Source organism: Geobacter sp. SVR (genome assembly GCF_016865365.1).
GTDB lineage: Bacteria > Desulfobacterota > Desulfuromonadia > Geobacterales > Pseudopelobacteraceae > Pelotalea.
In genome coordinates this window covers 1,291,612-1,309,668 of the sequence record NZ_AP024469.1, presented here as the reverse complement: position 1 = coordinate 1,309,668, position 18,057 = coordinate 1,291,612, and the positions used below count along the sequence as shown (strand labels likewise).

The following is an 18,057-nucleotide window of genomic DNA, read 5'->3' as shown; positions in this document are numbered from 1 at the left end:
TACCGCAATGCAGGATCGGAACCGAGGAAGCGATACCGGGCAGTCGGGCCGGCCCCGACAGCCGGCCCGACTGTGGCGGGGAAAACAGCTCCGGCGGATGCATGTCATGGTGAAGCCGACCGGAGCCCGCTGCAACCTGGACTGCACCTACTGCTACTACCTCTCCAAAGAGAGCCTGCTCGGCAGACCCGGGCAATGGCCCATGGACGAACGGGTGCTGGAAACCTTCATCCGGCAGTACTTTGCCGGGCAGAACCACAGGGAGGTGGTTTTCTCCTGGCAAGGGGGGGAACCGACTCTGCTCGGCCTGGACTTCTTCCGCACGGTGGTGGCCCTGGAGAAGAAGTACTGCCCTGCCCATGTCCGCTGCGAAAACGACCTCCAGACCAACGGCGTGCTCCTCGACGATGCCTGGTGCGAATTCCTGCGTAAGGAGAACTTCCTGGTGGGACTGTCCATGGACGGTCCGAAACACCTGCACGATGCCTATCGCCGGGACACAGGCGGGCAGGGAAGCTTCGACCGGGTCTTCCGGGCCGCCCGGCTGCTCAGAAAGCACGGGGTCAACGTCGCCACCCTGACCTGCGTCAACCGCCTGACCGGCCGGCATCCCCTGGAGGTTTACCGCTTCCTGCGGGACGAACTTGGCTCGCAGCGCATGCAGTTCATACCGGTTGTGGAGCCGGCCAGCTTCCGGCAGGTGGCGCCCCAGCGCTGGGACCCGCGCTTCATGCCGGTGCTCGGCAGCGCCGGAGCACGCCCCGGCAGCCCCGGCTCGGCGGTCGAGGAGTGGAGCGTCGATCCCGACGAGTGGGGGGAGTTTCTGGTCCGTGTCTTCGACGAATGGTATCGCAGGGATCTGGGATCGGTCTACGTGAACCTGTTCGAAGCGGCGGTGGAAACCTGGAAGGGGCATGTCTCGCCGCTCTGCATCCAGGGTCCCCTGTGCGGCAAGGGGCTGGCACTGGAGCGCGACGGTTCGGTGTATGCCTGTGACCATTACGTCTATCCCGAGTACCGCCTCGGCAGCATCCTGGAGAAGCCGCTGGAAGAGATGGCCTATTCCGGTCGCCAGGAGCGGTTCGGCATGGCCAAGGAGGGGACCCTCACCCCCTATTGCCGGCAGTGCGAATACCTGTTCGCCTGCTTCGGCGAGTGCCCCAAGAACCGCTTCATCAAAACCCCGGGGGGCGATCCGGGGCTGAACTACCTCTGCAGCGGCTGGAAACGGTATTTTTCGCACATCGATCCCTTCATCGGAAAGATCGTTCGCAGCCTGGGAGGGAGCGTCGTCAAGGAGCCGCGGGCCGCTGCCGCGGAACACTGACATCCGGAGAGACGAACATGAACTGGGAACCGATCGATGACACAGAGGGGTATCGCGGGCTGCGGATCACTGCCGGGTGGCAGGAGATCGCTGCCGATTACGAGGACATCCTGGATGTCTTTGGCAGGGCTTCCGTGGTGGGCTTCCGCTCGGCCAGGGCTCCCCGCCAGGTCATAGCGATGCGCTTCCGCCGGCAGATCATTGCTGAGCTCGCCCGGCGCTGCGGCAGCCGCCTGGGCAGGAAGGCCATGCGGGAGGCGGGCGCTGATCCCCTGGGGCCGGCCGAGGTCTCGGACCTGGAATGCGCGATCGGGCAGCCGGTCCGTTTCACCCTCCGCTTCCGTCCCATGCCGGAGATTGCGCTGCCGGATCTTGATGCACTTCTTATCGGGGACGGCGTACCGGACCCGCGCGATGCCATCTCGTACCGGCTTCTGGAGCTGGTGCCCTTCACGGTGCCGGACGACCTGGTGCGGGCTGAACTGGACCCGGAGAGGGACGATACAACCCCGGGGAGTGCCGGATGGAACGCCACAGTAGACCGGGTGAGGCTCATGCTGATCCTGAAGCGGATCGCCCGGCAGGAAGGGATCGAGGTGAGCGAGGAGGAGCTGAACGGCCGCATTGCGGCACGGGCGCAGGAGTTCGGCACCTCCGCAGAGGCACTGCGGCGGGAACTGGAACAGGGAAGCGGCACGACGCGGCTGCGGGACATGCTGCTGGCCGAGAGCACGCTGGACTACCTGCTGGAGCGGCAGCAGTAGCCTGAACACGAAAAAGAGAGGAGCCGATCATGCGGGAAAGGACGAAACGGTCCCTGTGGAGTGGAATCATGCTGGTACTGGCAGCGCTCGTCCTTTTCGTACCGGCCCCGGCTCCCGCCAAAAACCTGCTCAAATCTTCCGATGCCGAAACTCGGATCGCGGGAAAATGGTACCGCTCGGACGGCATGTACATGCTGGAACTGGGTAGCGCACGAAAAGGGGGCACGCTGGCGGCCTCGTATTTCAATCCGCGGCCGATCAGGGTCGGCAGGGCCGTGTGGCGGCGGGAGCAGGGCAGGATCATGGTCGTGGTCGAACTTCACGACGCCCATTACCCCGGTTCTACCTACATGCTGGTCTACCTTCCCGAAAAGGAAAAGCTGGCAGGTTATTACTATCAGGCAGCGCTGGGGCAGACCTTCGAGGTCCAGTTCCGACGAAAATGACGAGGGATAAACAGCGAGTCGTCCAAGTGCAAGGAGGAACACCATGAAATCGTTACACTATGCGGCAGCACTGGCAGGAGCGGCCCTTCTCTCGGCCGGCTGCACCACCTACTACCAGGTACGGGAACCGGCCGGTGGCAGGGCCTACTACACCACCGACATCGAAGAGACCAAGGCCGGTTCGGTCAAATTCACGGATGAAAAAAGCGGATCAACCATAACGCTCCAGAATTCCGAGATACGCGAGATTCCCAAGGAGGAGTATGAGAAGGGAATTACCTCTTCCGCACCGGGTGTTCCGAAAAAATGATCGAGCTTGGACTGATCCGGTGCCGGTTTCGATCCGGCAGCGGCGGAAATGGAAGGAGAAGCAAGCGGCTTTCAGGCGGCAGTACCGCTACGCTGCACGATCGTGCGGCACGCTGAAGTGGTATGTATGGGCCGGAACAATACGGACTGAAAAAACAATTCGTTGAAAGGAGAACCGGATATGGATCGATCACCCTGGGCGGCAAGCAGCAGAGCCGGAATGTGGGCGTCGGTGGGAGGCGTGCTGGCGGCAGCGGTCATCACTGGCACGGCCGCAACGGCGCAGGCGGCCGATGCCCCGAAACAGGTCAAACAACCCAACATCGTCGTCATCTTCGGCGACGACATCGGCCAGTCGAACGTCAGCGCCTACTCCATGGGAGTAATGGGCTACAAGACCCCCAATATCGACCGGATCGCCCATGAAGGGATGATGTTCACCGACTATTACGCCGAGCAGAGCTGCACCGCCGGACGGGCCTCGTTCATCACCGGCCAGTCCGGACTGCGCACCGGCCTCACCAAGGTGGGGCTGCCGGGCGCGACGCTCGGCCTGCAGAAGGAAGACCCGACCATAGCAGAACTGCTCAAGCCGCTCGGCTACGCAACCGGGCAGTTCGGGAAGAACCACCTGGGGGATCGCAACGAGTTCCTGCCCACCGTGCACGGCTTCGACGAATTCTATGGCAACCTCTACCATCTGAACGCGGAGGAGGAACCGGAGCTGCCCGATTACCCGAAAGATCCCTCCTTCCGAGGGAAGTATGGTCCGCGCGGCGTCATGGACTGTACGGCCTCGGACAGGGACGACACGACAGTGGACCCGCGCTTCGGAAAAGTCGGCAAACAGGTGTGCAAGGACACCGGACCTCTGACCAGAAAGCGCATGGAAACGGTCGACGACGACATCACCAACCGGGCCGTGGATTTCATCCAGCGGCAGACCAGGTCCGGCAAGCCGTTCTTCGTGTGGATCAATACCACTCACATGCACCTGCGCACCCACACCAAGCCGGAGAGCATCGGCCAGTCCGGACGCTGGCAGAGTCCCTACCACGACACCATGATCGACCACGACAGGAATGTCGGCACGGTGCTCAAGGCCCTGGACGACCTGGGCATCGCCAACGACACTATCGTGGTGTACACCACCGACAACGGCCCCCATATGAACACCTGGCCCGATGCGGCCATGACGCCGTTCCGCAACGAGAAGAACACAAACTGGGAAGGGGCCTACCGCGTGCCGGCCATGGTGCGCTGGCCGGGACATATCAAACCGGGACAGGTTTCCAACGAGATCGTCGCCAGCCACGACTGGCTGCCGACCCTGCTGGCCGCAGCCGGCGATCCGCAGGTGGCGGACAAGCTGCTCAAGGGCCACAAGGCCGGCTCCATGACCTACAAGGTCCACCTGGACGGTTACAACCTGGTGCCGTACCTGACCGGCCAAACGGAAACGAGCCCGAGGAAGTCGTTCATCTACATCAACGACGACCAGCAGATGACGGCACTGCGCTACGACAACTGGAAACTCGTCTTCCTGGAGCAGCGCGTTCAGGGAACCCTCCGCATCTGGGCCGAACCCTTCGTCAACCTGCGCGTGCCGAAGATCTTCAATCTGCGCACCGACCCGTACGAGCGGGCCGACATCACCTCGAACACCTACTACGACTGGCTGCTCGACCATGTCTACCTGCTGGTGCCGGCGCAGGACTACGTAGGCACGTTCCTGGCGACATTCAAGGAGTACCCGCAGCGGCAGAAGGCAGCCTCCTTCAATCTGGATGAAGTCCTGCAGAAGACGAAGGGAAGCGCCGGACAGTAGGAGGCTGTTTGAGATCTCGATGCCGCGGCCGTATTACCCGGCCGCAGCATTGGAAAGGAGTTTTCCGTGAAGGCAGCAGGCTTCAGGTACCTTCGGCCCATCAAAGCGGCCGTTCTCGTACTGTGGGTGCTGGTATTCCTGGCCGTCAATGTTTTCGCCCAGTCCGCCCCCCTCCCCTCCTGGAACGACACTGCCGCGAAAAAGGCGATCATGGCCTTTGTCGGCCGCATAACCAAGGAAGGGGGACCCGATTTCGTGCCGCCGGCCGAACGCATCGCCGTCTTCGACAACGACGGCACTCTCTGGGCCGAGCAGCCGCTGTACTTCCAGGTGCTCTTTGCCATGGACCGTGTGCGGGCACTGGCGCCGCAGCACCCCGAGTGGAGAGATAAGGAACCTTTCGCATCGCTTATCAAGGGTGACATGACGACCGCGCTGGCCGGCGGCGAACATGCCTTGCTCGACATCGTGGCAGCCACCCACTTCGGCATGACGACCGAGGAATTCGAACGGGTGGTCAAGGAGTGGCTCGCCACGGCGAAGCATCCCAAGACCGGCAGACCCTACACCGAAATGATCTACCAGCCGATGGTCGAATTGCTGGCTTTCCTGCGCGCCAACGGCTTCAAGACTTTCATCGTCTCCGGCGGCGGCGTGGAGTTCATGCGCCCGTGGACGGAGCGGATCTACGGCATCCCCCCCGAACAGGTCGTGGGCAGTTCGGGCAAACTGAAATTCGAGATGCGCGGGGATAAGCCGGTGCTGGTGAAACTCCCGGAGGTGGATTTCGTGGACGACAAGGAGGGGAAGCCGGCCGGCATCCAGAAATTCATCGGCCGGCGGCCCATCGCCGCCTTCGGCAACTCGGACGGCGACCTGCAGATGCTGCAGTGGACCGCCGCCGGCAGCGGTCCGCGATTGATGATGCTGGTTCACCACGACGATGCCAAGCGCGAATGGGCCTATGACCGCCAGTCAAAAATCGGCCGCCTGGACCGGGCCCTGGACGAAGCCAATGCCCGGGGCTGGGCCGTGGTGAGCATGAAGGGAGACTGGCGGCGGGTGTTTCCGTTCGAGGGGCACTGAACGACCGACAGGGCGAGTGATGTAGCAGGATGTTGAAAAACCGCGAAACGATATTTTCACCCGAATCTCTCATGCATATCGGGAAGCTGACCATGATGCCCGGTGATCCGAAAGCTCATCATACCCTGCTTGCGGTGGCGCTGATCGCAGCAATAACGCTGGCCGTTGCCGTACTGTGGACGGCCATCGTCTCCTTGCGCCCCCTGCCCTCCCGCACGGTGGTGATGGTCACCGGCCCCGAAGGTGGAGCGGCTCAGGAATTCGGCAGGCGCTACCGTGAAGTGCTCGCGCGCCAGGGCATCGATCTCCGGCTCGTGCCCACGGCCGGGTCCCTGGAGAATCTGTCGCGGCTGCGCGATCCCGAATCAATGGTCGAGTTCGGTTTCCTGCAGGGGGGCATCACCAGCGAAAAGGAATCGCCCGGACTGGCATCACTCGGCACGGTCTCCTACGAACCCTTGTGGTTCTTTTACCGCGGTGTCTTCCGCGGCAAGGTGTTGCAGGCCCTGCGGGGGAGGAGGATATCGATCGGCCCCGAAGGGAGCGGCACCCGGGCGCTGGCGCTCGAACTGCTCCGCCGGAACGGGATCACCCCGGATTTTGCCGAATTTCTCCCGCTGCCTCCTCATGTTGCCGGAGAAAAGCTGCTCCTCAATGAGATCGATGCGGCTCTCATGGTGACATCCTGGGACTCTCCCATCGTACGGCGGCTGCTGGCCGACGGACATATCGAGCTGGCCAGTTTTCCCCGCACGGATGCCTATGTGGCCCTGTACCCGTTTCTGAACAAGCTGACACTGCCCGAAGGGGTGGGAGACCTGGCCGGGAACCGCCCGCCGGCTGACGTGGTGCTGATTGCACCCAAGTCCAGCCTGGTAGTGCGCAGGGACCTGCACCCCGCCATCCAGTACCTGCTGCTCGATGCTGCCGCCCAGATCCATTCCGGTCCGGGCATTTTCCAGAAAGCAGGACAGTTCCCGGCGCAGGAGGCCATCGACCTCCCCCTGAGCGAAGCGGCGCGCCAGTTCTATAAATCGGGCCGCCCTTTTCTCCAACGCCACCTCCCCTTCTGGCTGGCCGCGCTGGTCGACCGGCTGCTGATCCTGATCATCCCGGTGGTCGGTCTGATCTATCCCCTGCTGAGATTCATACCGGCTGTGTACGTCTATCAGCTGCGCAGACGCATCTTCAGACTCTACAACGAATTATGGTCGCTCGAACATGAGCTGGAAACCCGTGAGGCGGGGCAGAACGTCGATGATCTGGTTGCACGGCTGAATGTACTGGAGAACAGGGCGAGCCGTATCAGGGTGCCGCTGCACTATTCAAGCATGCTGCATACCTGGCGGATGCACATCGCCCTGATCCACGAACGGCTCAAGCGACGGGCAGCCGGGGCAGTCACCTCGTGAGGGATGCATTGGAACTGCGCAAGGGAATCCAGCAGGATGTTCAGGTTCTGTTCCGGGATAGATTCATTGCTTTTAGAAAATCTTTTTCTCACCACAGAGGACGCGGAGGAGAGTCACAATCAAAATCTGAATAATTTTGGGTAAACAAAATCGATTCGTCTTGTTTCCTCTGTCTTTCCTCTGTGTCCTCCGTGGTGAATGCTTTTAATCATCCTTCCCGGTCTTTTCCGATCCAGAATCGGAATTATCGACCTTCTTCCAGCTCTTATCAGGGTTGTAGAGTTTCATGGCTGCCGCAGTCCTGGCCGTGTTTTTACCCAGGTCCTTCTCGTAGACGGTGCCGTTCTGGTTCACGATGAAGGTCATGATCCCGGACGAGCCGTATTGCGCCGGGTAGGCGACCATGGCAAAGCCGAGCACCATTTTGCCGTTGACCACATAATCGAATGCCCCTCCCTCCGCCGCTTCCCCCTGCCCCTTCAGAATCTTGAACAGATAGCCGTGAAACGGTGCAGGTTTCGCGCTTCCGGAGGTCGAATAGCCTTCCCGGGCCGCCTTGGCAGCCAGTGGCCCGAAGGGGCTCTCCTGCTCCCCATCCTTTGTTTCCCAGTAAAGGCCATCCTTTTTTCCCGGTGCGCTGCGGAGCTTCTGGGCGAACGCTCCGGCACCGCGCCCCTCCGGCCCCAGAGAGGCGTATTCGTGCTGTGCCTCGGTGTAGGCGCGCAGAACGTCCATCACTTCCAGCTCGTTCCGGCCGATCCTGCGGCTCAGGATCTCCTCCTTACCCGCTCTGGTGTCGAATTGCCAGGTACCGTTATCCTCCCTGACCAGCGGAATCGGGAAGGGATAATCTTCATTGCCGATGGAAAGGGTAGCCGTACCGGCATCGGCCCCTTCGACCAGGTGTTTTTCGTCGTAGAGCCTGACGAACCGTTCCCGTCCGGCCTTGTCGGCCACCGGGTCCCCCGAGGTCACGATCTGCCGGGAACCGGGGCCGAGTATGGCGACAAGCCGCTTGATGTTGGCCTCTCTTACCGCGCCGACCAGGCTGTTCACCGCATCCTCCGGTGAGCGGAACGACCTGGCTTTGGCGGACAATTCCCCCCAGGCGGGCACACCCGCCAGGGCGACAAGCAGCGCCGGCAGCAGGAGCAGCAGGGCCGGTCTTTTCCGGGGAGTCGCAATCATCATGTCGTATCCTCCGTTCGTCTCAGCATGCGGGTTCAGGTTGAACGTCTTCCGGTTGCATCACCTGTCTGCGCGGCTACCTCCGGCGACCGCCACCTCCCCGGAAACCGCCGCCTCCTCCGCGAGACATCCCGGCGCTCTGGCGGCTGGCATGTCCCCGGTCGCTGGCCATCCGTTCCTGTCTGCCGCTGCCGGCCCCGCCGCTGAAAGCGCTCTCCCGTGCGGCTCCGGATGTGCCACCGGCACGGGCCGTGGTTCCTGCTGCAGGGCGCGTACCCGCTCCCGCTCCGCCTGCACGCGTCCCCCCGTAGCCCCGTGCCTCGCGCCGGTTTGCCGCGGACTGGGCCGGGGACTGGCCATACCGTCTGGCAGTGGCGCCGTCACGATAAGCCACTCCCCGGCGATGCGCCGCGTCGTGCTGCCATGTCCCCTGCCGGTTCTGATAGCGGGTCCGGTTGATGTTGTTGTTGATGTTGACGTTCCTGTTGACGTTGTAGTTCACGCTGCCGCCGTGCCAGTTGCAGCTGCCCCAGGCATAGCCCCAGGCAAGCCCTATCGTGACGCCGGCTGCAAAGGTAAGTCCCGGATAATAAGCGGGAGGCGGGGGATAATAGTAATACGGGGGATAGGCGGGGTAGGCCCAGGTGCCATACACCACTGTGGGGTTGTAGCTGGGAACGTACACAACCTGGGGATCGGCCGGCTTGATGACGATGGTGTTCTGCTCCACAACCACCTGCTGTTGCTTGTTCGTCTTCAGGTTGCCCGCGGATTGGGCTTTCTTGCGCAAATCCTGGATGGTGTCCATCACGTCCTTCTGCTGTTCGAGAAAGGCGTCACCGATCTTGGAGGTTACATCGAGCTTCTGGCTCATGCTCGAAAGGACCGAAGGAAAGTTCACCATCGACTTGACGCTCGGGTCCCAGTCCTCCTTTTCGAGCGCCTTGGTCAGGTCATCCCCTTTGAGGTTCTTGTTCTTCTGCGCCCATCGGTCCGCCTCCACCACCTCCAGAGGATAGGTCGAGGCCATCAGTATCTGCGCAACCAGTTCGTCCGGGTACAGGGCGATGGGCGCCAGAAGCTGCGACAGCTCCTCCTTCGACAGCTTCTTCTGGGGGGCCTGCCCCTGTTGAGGCTGCTGGTCCTGCTGAGCCGTCACCGGGAGAGGCACGGCCAGCAGGAGGGCGATAAAAAGGCTCACTGCCCGCATCCATAACGATTTTAGCTTCATACAGGCTCCTCTCTGACGTGAGGAATCGGGGGAACGGCCGGAACGTCAGCCGACGATCTCCATGGCAGATTGCCAGCGTCATGGGAGTCGGCTCCGGCCGAAAACCGGACGAGCTATTTCGGCTCGATCTTCGTGATCTTGGTTCCCTGCAGGCCGATGCCTGCCATCAGCCCCTTCTGGTCGAAAATGAAGGCATAGATGTCATCCTTGGCGGTCGTGGTGGTCAGGGTCTTGGCAACCCCCGCGTCAACCACGACGACACTCGGGCCAACCCCGATCTCCCAGCCATCCGATTTTTTGAGGTAGTCCAGAGCGGCCTCGTTCATGAACAACAGCACGTACCCGAAGGATTGGACACCGGCCTGGAGCCCGTAGGAGAAAGCGACACTGCGATAATATCCCGTCACCGTGCTCTTTTGACGGAGGACGCCGTCGCCGTACTGTCCGCCGATGAAGAATCCCCCTTTGACGATGCTGGGAAAGATCAGGACTCCCTGTGCCTTGTCCGCCAGGCCCCTGGCCAGAGAGTTGCCGTCGTACAGCTTCTGCAAGGCAGCATCCGCATCACGGTTGATGTCGGCCTTGTCGGCGGCAGGAGCCGGCAGCGGAGATGCCAAGAGCATGAACACGAGCGCCAGGCTCAGCAGGCCCAGCCGTTCTATCACCTGTTTTTTCATGGTTTTCCCCTGTTCTGACACGATCTACCCGCTTCAGGGATTGATGCAGGACCCGAAGACGACAAAGCCGTCTCCATCTCCGGAAGCAGTCAGGGTGACATTGCCGGAGTTTTCACCGATCGCCACACTCCACCCGCGCTGTTCGGTCCCGTGCAGTACGATCAGCCCGTTCAGACGCTCGACCGAACTGATCCTGGTGGTACGGTCCACCTCTTTGTCGAGCGAAGTGATGGACTTGGCGTTGAGGTCGATCCGGACAAAACGCGGAAGGACCATTTCCTGTACGGTCGTCTCGACGCATCCCTCGTCGGATACGCACTCAACCGTCCGGGACAGGGCGCATACAAAGACATTCCTGTCCTTATCCTTATCCTTGTCCTTCTCCGCAGCCATGACCTCGACCGCTCCGAAAAGGACCACAATTGCAAGCAATACAGCAGAAATCCGTGCCATGGTAACCTCCCTCGTGAGTTTTCACCGTCACAAACGCCTCAAAACGTTGATCCGCAGGTCGGCCAAGCCGCCCCACATGGCCTGAACCGCGCAGTCTCTTGTCTGGCTCCTCCCAAAGCGCTCCATGTCGTATAACCGGGCAACAGAGCCGCATCCCGGCAAGCAGGGGGTGCCGGTTCCCCAAAAGCGTCACTTGACCGTATAACCCTTGCCCTCCAGGCAGGCGCCCCACGCGCGGTCGTAATCGCTGCGCCGTTTGCTGCTGTCGGCCGCCTGCTGCTGGGCATACTGTTCCTGTTCTTTGTTGCCCCGCCTTTGGCGTACTCCGCCGACGATCCCCCCGGTGGCTGCACCGATGGCAGCCCCCTTGCCGGCATTACCGCCGATAGCCCCCCCAATGGCTCCCAGAGCCGCGCCCCCTGCGCCCCCTTTCACGACCCCTCCTGTCTGCTGGGGAGGAGGCGCCGGTGCCTGCGCCATCTGGGTGGGATCGACCCCGGTCTGCTGCTTGGCCCACTGCATGCACGAGTACTTGTCCTGCTCCATCTGCTCGTTGCTCTGCCCCTTGTTGGGGTAGACAAAAGACTCCTGCGCGCCGGCCGGGCCGGAGGCAACCACGGCTGCAGCCATTGCCGCGGCAATACCGTAAATAATGGCCGCTTTTGCCCGCAATTTTTTCTTTCCCGTGTTCATTGCATGCTCCTTTCGAACCGATGGATTGAAACTGCCTGTTGGATTGCCCATAAATGGGTAACGCATGAGCACCTGGGATACAAAACCGGAGAAGAAAGCAAAGGAATTTCCCGCCAGGAGAGAGGCTGGCCCTTTTACGGCAAAGGTATCCCATAAAAAGAACTTACGAGATCCATGCCAACGGCGAGAATCGGGCCGTATCGGCATAAGTGGTGAATATGGGCGGGGTACGGTACTGAATTTTGTTGTGGCACTGGTGAAGCCGGGTCGAAATGCCGTCTCCCGGCTGAAATGCCGTCCCGGAAGAGGAAAGAGCCTGACCGGCGGGAGCAGCCACATTCGCATTGACGGGAATTTGCCCGTAATGATATGGTTGCAAACCCGTTTAAATGTTTCATATTTGCCCATTCGGCTTTAACAAGGACGTGTCCTTACATTCAATGATCAGGAGGTGTCGGGTGAGAAAAAAAATCAGTGTGGTATGTGCCCTGCTCGCGGTTTCCCTTGTGTCGTTTTCCTCGGTGTTTGCGGCGGATCCCCCCAAAAAGGTGCTGATCGGGATATCGAAGATCGTGTCGCACCCCGCTCTGGATGCCGTTGAAAAAGGTATTCAGGACGAGCTGGCCGCTTCCCGGGTACATGCCGAGTACGACCTGCAGAACGCCAACGGCGATATCGGCACCGCCGCCTCCATCGCCAACAAGTTCCAGTCCGAAAAGGTCACTCTGGCTGTCGGCATCGCCACCCCTACTGCCCAGTCCCTGGTAAATACCCTCAAAGAGACCCCGGTCGTTTTCTCCGCCGTAACCGACCCGGTCAAGGCTGGCCTGGTCAAGTCGCTCAAAGGTGGCGGGAAATGGGTTACCGGCGTTTCCGACATGACCCCGGTCAAGCAGCAGATCGAGCTCCTGCTCAAGATCAAGAAGATCAAGCGCCTCGGCCACATCTACACCAGCTCCGAGGAAAACGCCGTGGTGCTGGCGGGCGTTGTCAAACAGGCCTGCAAGGAACTGGGGATCGAGTTCGTAGAGACGACTGTTTCCAAGTCCTCCGAAGTGAAGCAGGCCACCCAGGCCATCATCCGCAGGGTGGATGCGCTGTACATCAGCACCGACAACACGGTGGTATCGGCCATGAGCGCCGTTGCCGACGTGGCCATGAAGAACAAGGTGCCGATCATGTCGGCTGATCCGAGCTCCGCTGAAAACTACCCGGTTCTGGCCGCCTGGGGCTTTGATTACTACAAGATGGGCCGCGTAACCGGCGTGCTGATCGGCGAAATCCTCAAAGGCAAGAAGCCCGAGCAGATTCCCACCCGCTTCATGACCAAGACATCGGACATCGATCTGCTGGTCAACCTGGATGTGGCCAAGAAGCTGGGCCTGACCATCCCGAAGGATCTTGTCAAGGGTGCCAACAAAGTGGTCGAGAACGGCAAGCTGACCAAGAAATAAAAAAGCATTTGCCACAGAGACACAGAGACGCGGAGGAACACCGGAAAGGCATGGCACACGGAAAAAGTGGAAACGGCGGAAACGCCAGGATCAGACTGACAATTATCCGTCTTGATCCGTTTGTACCGCCTTTTCCGTGTTCTATGCCTTGGAATTTCTCTGTGTCTTCGTGTCTCTGTGGCAAAAGTGCCGAATTTTAGGTTTATTCCGAATCCCTCCCCTCAGACTGTCCTCATCTTACCCCTGTCACATTTCGTCACATTTAGTCGCAATTTATCGGTTGAACTGTTCCCGGCTTGCGCCCGATACTACCGCAGCCGGTCCGTAACCATCCGGTAATCGTAGCGTTTCACTGCATTTTCCTCCTGTCTGACCTTCAGTTTCAGCGGCGGCGGGAACAACCGGCGAACAGGGATTCCTTCTCTGTCCGGTACTGCGCAGACCGCTGTTTTGGTTGACGGACAGGCATCAATCGGGCTATCAAGAGCCTGACGGTCTTCCCTGCCATCGCTGGCATGCCTCCCCTCATCCTGCCGGATGAGGCCGGAAAAAGGGGGAACCGGCCGCACAACCAGGAGGTGCCTCACCCCATGAGAGTAACGCTTCACCGCATGATCAGCCTGATATGCCTGTTGTCCAGCCTGGTGATTCCGGTACTGTCCGCAGCCGCCGGCAACGACCGCACGGTGGTGATTCGCGTTGCCCGCCAGGAAACCCTGATCGGGATCTGCCGGAAATACCTGGAGCATCCGGGGGAATGGCGGCAGGTGGCCACGATCAACCGCCTGGCCGATCCCGACCGCATCGCTCCCGGCCAGAGCATCAATCTCCCGGTCGGGATGCTGAAGGGGGTGCCGCTCAAAGGGAAGGTAACGCTGCTTACAGGAGCGGTCGCCCGTAAATCTTCAACGGATGCCGCCTGGGAAGAGCTGAAAGCGGGGGATGTGGTCCAGGCCGGCAGCTCGCTCAGGACCGGCGCCGCAAGTACGGTCGAGGTCACCTTTGAGGACGGTACCTCGTTCCTGTTGCGGGAGAACTCCGAGCTGTTCGTCAGGAAAGCAGGTAAAGGCGCGCTGCATCTGCTGCGGGAACTCTACCTGGAATCGGGCAAGGTCATTTCCCGGATCAAGGCGGCCACGGGCCGCGATTCCCGCTTCGAAGTGGAAACCCCTTCCGCACTGGCGGCTGCCAGGGGCACGGAGTACCGTGTGGCGGTGGACGAGACGTTGACCACCAGGGCTGAGACCCTTGAGCACAGTATTGACGTCTCGTCGAGCGGAACGACCGTGCTGCTGCGCGAAGGAGAAGGCTCCATTGTCAGGAAGAACGAGCCCCCCTCGGCGCCGGTCAGGCTGCTGCCCCCTCCGGAGCCGGAAAACCTTGCCCCGCTGTACGATGACCGGACCGGCGAAATCCGTTTTGCAAGGGTGGAAAATGCAGCCTCCTACCGGATCGTACTGGCGCGGGACCCGGAAGGAAAGGATACGGCCCGGACCGCGACCATACGGCCGGAAGAACCGCTCCGTTTTGAAGGGCTGGCCGACGGAACCTATTACGTTATTGCCAGCAGTATCGGCGGGGAGGGACTTGAGGGGCCTCTGTCGCAGCCGCGGCAGACAAGGGTGCGGAAAAAACCGGTGCCGCCGACCGTCGTTGCCCCCGAAAACGGCGCCGCGCTGCCTGAAATGCCGATCAGGGTCCAGTGGCACACAGTCCTGGGGGCAGCCTCCTACCAGGCGCAGATCTCCGGCGACCCCGACTTTTCCACCGTGGCATTCGACTCCGGCACCACCAGGGAAACCGCGTATCATCTGAAACAGCTCCAGGCCGGGACCCACTATCTGCGGGTGAGGTCGCTGGCGCAGGATGGTTATGCCGGAGACTGGTCAACCGTCCACCCGTTCTCGATTGTCCGGCTCATGCCGCCGTCGGTGAAAAAACCGCAAGATGGCGACGATCATTTCTACCTGGAATGGGAGCCGATCAACGGGACCGCCGGTTATCACCTGCAGATTTCCCGCGACAGGGATTTCAGGGTGGTCTTCATGGACCGGGTACTTGTGCAGCCCCGGCTGATGCTGGTAACCCCCCTGGAGCCGGGCACCTACTATGTACGGGTTTCCGGCATGGATGCCGGGCGGAACCCCGGCGGCTTCTCACAAGTGGGCAGCTTTACGGTCGAGGAACGGAAACATTACTGGTACGAGGCGCTGGGGGGCATTGGCGCGGCAGGGGCGGCGCTGTTGTTGCTGTTGCTCTAATATACCGGCATGAGGAAACTCCGCTTCTTCATACTGCTGGCTGTCCTGATCGCGGTTGTGCCATGTCTCGAATTCCTGGGGGCGCTTTCCGGCGTCGATACCTATCTCTACGATACGTTCCTGCGCCTCAGGGGCGAGCGGAGCGTGTCCCAGCGCATCGTCATCGTTGCCATTGACGCAGCCTCGCTGGACGCACTGGGTCGCTGGCCGCTGCCGAGAAGATACTATGCCGAAATGCTGGAACGGCTCGACCAAGCCGCGGTAGTGGGCTTCGACCTGCTGCTGATGGAGCCGGACAAGGACGACATCCTGCTGGGCGAGGCCATTCGGAAACACGGCAGGGTCATCCTGGCGGAGTATCTGGAAGGCGCATCCACTATCCTGGAACCGCTGGCAGGACTGTCGCCGCTGCGGACCGGCCACATCCATGTGGAGCCGGGGACCGACCATGTGACCAGGGGGATGTTTCACAGCATCTACTGCAACGGCAGGCTGCTACCCTCCCTAACCTCGGTGATCAACGAAACGGTTTTCCGCAGGCAGTTCCGCAGAACTCTACCTCAGGATACCGTGAGCGGTGCCCCGATCCAGCAGCGGGATTTCTGCAAAATCAATTTCTACGGCCCTCCCGGCAGCTTCAACCAGGTATCCCTGGCCGATGTGGTCAGGGGGGGCGTGCCCCCCTCATACTTCCGGGACAAGATCGTGCTGGTGGGGGTGACGGTGCCGGGAGTCGTCGACGGGATCTCGACCCCCTTCAGCCAGTCCCGCACCAGGATGTCCGGGGTCGAGGTGCATGCCGCCATCCTGAACAACCTGATGGAAAACAGCATGATATCAGATCTGCCCGGCTGGTGCTGGACAGGTGCCCTGATCGCGTCGTCCCTCGGACTGGCCCTCGTGTTCCTGAGGCTGAGCGAGAGAAATACGCTGCTGGCCTGGTGCGCGAGCCAGTTCCTGGTGCTGGCGGGCGCATTCCTCCTGCTGACGTTCAGTAATCGCTGGCTGCCTCCGGCGGCCTTCCTGGTGTCGTTCACCATGGTCTTCGCCATGGTGTACCTCTACCGTCTTGACCGCGCCGTATGCCGGCTCGACCGGGAATACGAGATCATGACCTCGCTGCTCGGCCGGAATGCCGGTGAGAGCGACGATCAGGGGAGACCCCGCGGGATCTTCGGTTTCATCTCTCTGGGAGGGGTCAACGAAAAGATCCGGCGCCAGGCGCGCATGACCTCGCGGCTGCTCAGACTGCACCGTCAGCTGGAGATCGCCCTGAAGAACGAGCGCGAGGCCCTGGACAACCAGATCCGCTTCGTGGAGATGCTGTCCCATGAATACCGGACGCCGCTGGCCATCATCCGGGCCAACCTGGACATTCTGGAAATGCGGGACAACGACCCGGGCGAGCGCTTCTCGGCCTACTACGCCAAGATGAAGCGGGCCATCAGTCGGCTGGTGGAGGTGATGGACACCTCCCTGGGGCGCGAGCGCATGGAGGAAACCACTGCTGCCATGAAGCGCGAAGAGATCGGGCTGATGGATTTTCTGCAGGGCCTGCTGGATGAGGCGCGGGGACTCTGGACCGAGCGCTGTCTGCAATTGGAGCTGGAGAATGGCGGGGGCGGCTGCCGGGTGCAGGCCGATGGTGCGCTGCTCAAGACCGCCCTGCTGAACCTGATCGACAACGCCATCAAGTACTCCCCCGGAAGCACGCCGGTCCGGGTGGTGCTGGGAATATCAGGGGCAACGGCCGTGGTTTCCGTTCATAACAGCGGAGCGGTCATAGCGCCGGCGGACCTGGAGCGGGTGTTCGAAAAGTACTACCGTGGCAGGGACAGCGCGAACACTCAGGGAGCAGGGCTCGGCCTGTATCTGGTGCGCAAGATCGTCGAACAGCTGGGAGGGACGGTTATTTTGTCGAGCAGCGCCCCGACCGGCACCTGCGCAACAGTTAGAATACCGCTGTCGTAACCCCGCCTGACTTCCCGGCGGGACGTTATGGAAATCGTTGCAATCCTACTATGAAATGGGCACCAGGGGGAAAAGATCCGCATGGATTCGGCAATCAGAGTTCTCATTGTGGAAGACAACAACGACCTCAGGGAAAGTATGGTCGAATATCTGGGAATCGTGGGCATCGAGGCCGTAGGCGTCGCCAGCGCGGCGGAGTTCTACGTCGCCGTGACTGCCGGAAGCTGGAACGTCGTGGTGGCCGATATCGGTCTGCCCGACCAGTCCGGATACGTTCTCGTGGAATACGTGCGGAACAACACCACCGCCAGGGTGATCATCCTCACGGCCCGCAACGCCCTGGACGACCGCATCAAGGGCTACGGCGCCGGAGCCGACCTCTACCTGTCCAAACCGGTCGACAGCAGGGAACTGGCAGCGGCCATTGCCAGTCTGGCCCTGCGCCGGACCAACGATCCCCAGCTGCCTGCTCTCTCCTCCCCTGCCCCGCCCCAGGATGCCTGGTCCCTCTCCCGGAGCGCCTGGAGCCTTATCGCGCCGGATGAAACGGTCATTGCGCTGACCAGTAAGGAGTTGCAGTTCCTCGAACTCCTGGCGGCAACACCCGGCATGCCGGTGACCCGTGAAATTCTGCTCATGAAGCTCTACAACCGCCATGACGAATATACCAACCGCTCCCTGGATTCCCTGGTGCGGCGCCTGCGGGCCAAGATCATGGCAGCGACCGACGTTCCCCAACCCATCAAAACCGCCCACGCTGTGGGACACTGCGTCTCCGTCAGCCTGAACATGGTCTGACTGTCACATTTCATCACATTTGGTCGCAACTCGTGGGTTGAACCGCATACACCCTGCCTTTATTTTACAACCTGCCTGCCCGCATAATCCGTTGAAACAGAAACTTAGCAATATTGCTACCTGCGGGCCAGTGGCCATTGCGTTTGAGATTGAAAAGGA

At 61.1% G+C, this 18,057-nt stretch carries 16 protein-coding genes; 11 read left to right on the top strand and 5 right to left on the bottom strand.

The features are described from left to right. Positions 1–7 precede the first annotated feature (7 nt). The 7 genes from GSVR_RS05965 to GSVR_RS05935 all read left to right on the top strand — a co-directional run bounded on the left by GSVR_RS05965 (position 8) and on the right by GSVR_RS05935 (position 7,172). On the top strand, positions 8–1,327 hold the full coding sequence (locus GSVR_RS05965; RefSeq protein ID WP_173202236.1) for an anaerobic sulfatase maturase: 1,320 nt from the start codon (positions 8–10) through the stop codon (positions 1,325–1,327). A gap of 17 nt (positions 1,328–1,344) precedes the next feature. After that, positions 1,345–2,091 (top strand): trigger factor, encoded by a 747-nt coding sequence (locus GSVR_RS05960; RefSeq protein WP_173202235.1) that lies wholly within the window; start codon positions 1,345–1,347, stop codon positions 2,089–2,091. 29 nt (positions 2,092–2,120) lie between these two features. Continuing rightward, positions 2,121–2,537: a hypothetical protein gene (locus tag GSVR_RS05955; protein ID WP_173202234.1), complete on the top strand. Its 417-nt coding sequence runs from the start codon at positions 2,121–2,123 to the stop codon at positions 2,535–2,537. Between the two features lie 43 nt (positions 2,538–2,580). Next, positions 2,581–2,847 (top strand): hypothetical protein, encoded by a 267-nt coding sequence (locus tag GSVR_RS05950; RefSeq protein ID WP_173202233.1) that lies wholly within the window; start codon positions 2,581–2,583, stop codon positions 2,845–2,847. A gap of 180 nt (positions 2,848–3,027) precedes the next feature. Further along, positions 3,028–4,674: an arylsulfatase gene (locus tag GSVR_RS05945; protein ID WP_203978816.1), complete on the top strand. Its 1,647-nt coding sequence runs from the start codon at positions 3,028–3,030 to the stop codon at positions 4,672–4,674. Between the two features lie 120 nt (positions 4,675–4,794). After that, entirely contained in the window at positions 4,795–5,760 is a 966-nt protein-coding gene (locus tag GSVR_RS05940; RefSeq protein ID WP_370552076.1) for an HAD family hydrolase, read from the top strand. A 71-nt stretch (positions 5,761–5,831) separates the two neighbouring features. Further along, on the top strand, positions 5,832–7,172 hold the full coding sequence (locus GSVR_RS05935) for a TAXI family TRAP transporter solute-binding subunit (protein ID WP_173202232.1): 1,341 nt from the start codon (positions 5,832–5,834) through the stop codon (positions 7,170–7,172). A gap of 204 nt (positions 7,173–7,376) precedes the next feature. Here GSVR_RS05935 and GSVR_RS05930 read toward each other — a convergent pair whose 3' ends face one another. The 5 genes from GSVR_RS05930 to GSVR_RS05910 all read right to left on the bottom strand — a co-directional run bounded on the left by GSVR_RS05930 (position 7,377) and on the right by GSVR_RS05910 (position 11,414). After that, the gene (locus GSVR_RS05930) at positions 7,377–8,363 is read right to left on the bottom strand and encodes a DUF2950 domain-containing protein (protein ID WP_173202231.1); all 987 of its coding nucleotides are present in this window, start codon (positions 8,361–8,363) and stop codon (positions 7,377–7,379) included. 73 nt (positions 8,364–8,436) lie between these two features. After that, complete coding sequence (locus GSVR_RS05925; RefSeq protein WP_173202230.1) at positions 8,437–9,591, bottom strand: DUF3300 domain-containing protein; 1,155 nt, start codon at positions 9,589–9,591, stop codon at positions 8,437–8,439. 113 nt (positions 9,592–9,704) lie between these two features. Beyond that, a complete protein-coding gene (locus tag GSVR_RS05920; RefSeq protein WP_173202229.1) occupies positions 9,705–10,268 on the bottom strand; it encodes a YSC84-related protein in 564 nt (187 codons plus the stop codon). Between the two features lie 33 nt (positions 10,269–10,301). Then, entirely contained in the window at positions 10,302–10,721 is a 420-nt protein-coding gene (locus GSVR_RS05915; protein WP_173202228.1) for a hypothetical protein, read from the bottom strand. A gap of 189 nt (positions 10,722–10,910) precedes the next feature. After that, positions 10,911–11,414, bottom strand: a complete 504-nt coding sequence (locus tag GSVR_RS05910) for a glycine zipper domain-containing protein (RefSeq protein ID WP_173202227.1) — start codon at positions 11,412–11,414, stop codon at positions 10,911–10,913. 488 nt (positions 11,415–11,902) lie between these two features. Between GSVR_RS05910 and GSVR_RS05905 the strand changes: the two genes are divergently transcribed. The 4 genes from GSVR_RS05905 (at position 11,903) to GSVR_RS05890 (ending at position 17,898) form a co-directional block, all read left to right on the top strand. Continuing rightward, positions 11,903–12,868, top strand: coding sequence for an ABC transporter substrate-binding protein (locus GSVR_RS05905; RefSeq protein ID WP_370552075.1), 966 nt, complete (start codon positions 11,903–11,905; stop codon positions 12,866–12,868). A 590-nt stretch (positions 12,869–13,458) separates the two neighbouring features. Beyond that, positions 13,459–15,129, top strand: a complete 1,671-nt coding sequence (locus tag GSVR_RS05900) for a FecR domain-containing protein (protein ID WP_173202225.1) — start codon at positions 13,459–13,461, stop codon at positions 15,127–15,129. Positions 15,130–15,138: 9 nt separating this feature from the next. Then, a complete protein-coding gene (locus GSVR_RS05895; protein WP_173202224.1) occupies positions 15,139–17,100 on the top strand; it encodes a CHASE2 domain-containing protein in 1,962 nt (653 codons plus the stop codon). Positions 17,101–17,181: 81 nt separating this feature from the next. Beyond that, complete coding sequence (locus GSVR_RS05890; protein WP_173202223.1) at positions 17,182–17,898, top strand: response regulator transcription factor; 717 nt, start codon at positions 17,182–17,184, stop codon at positions 17,896–17,898. The last annotated feature ends 159 nt before the right edge of the window (positions 17,899–18,057 follow it).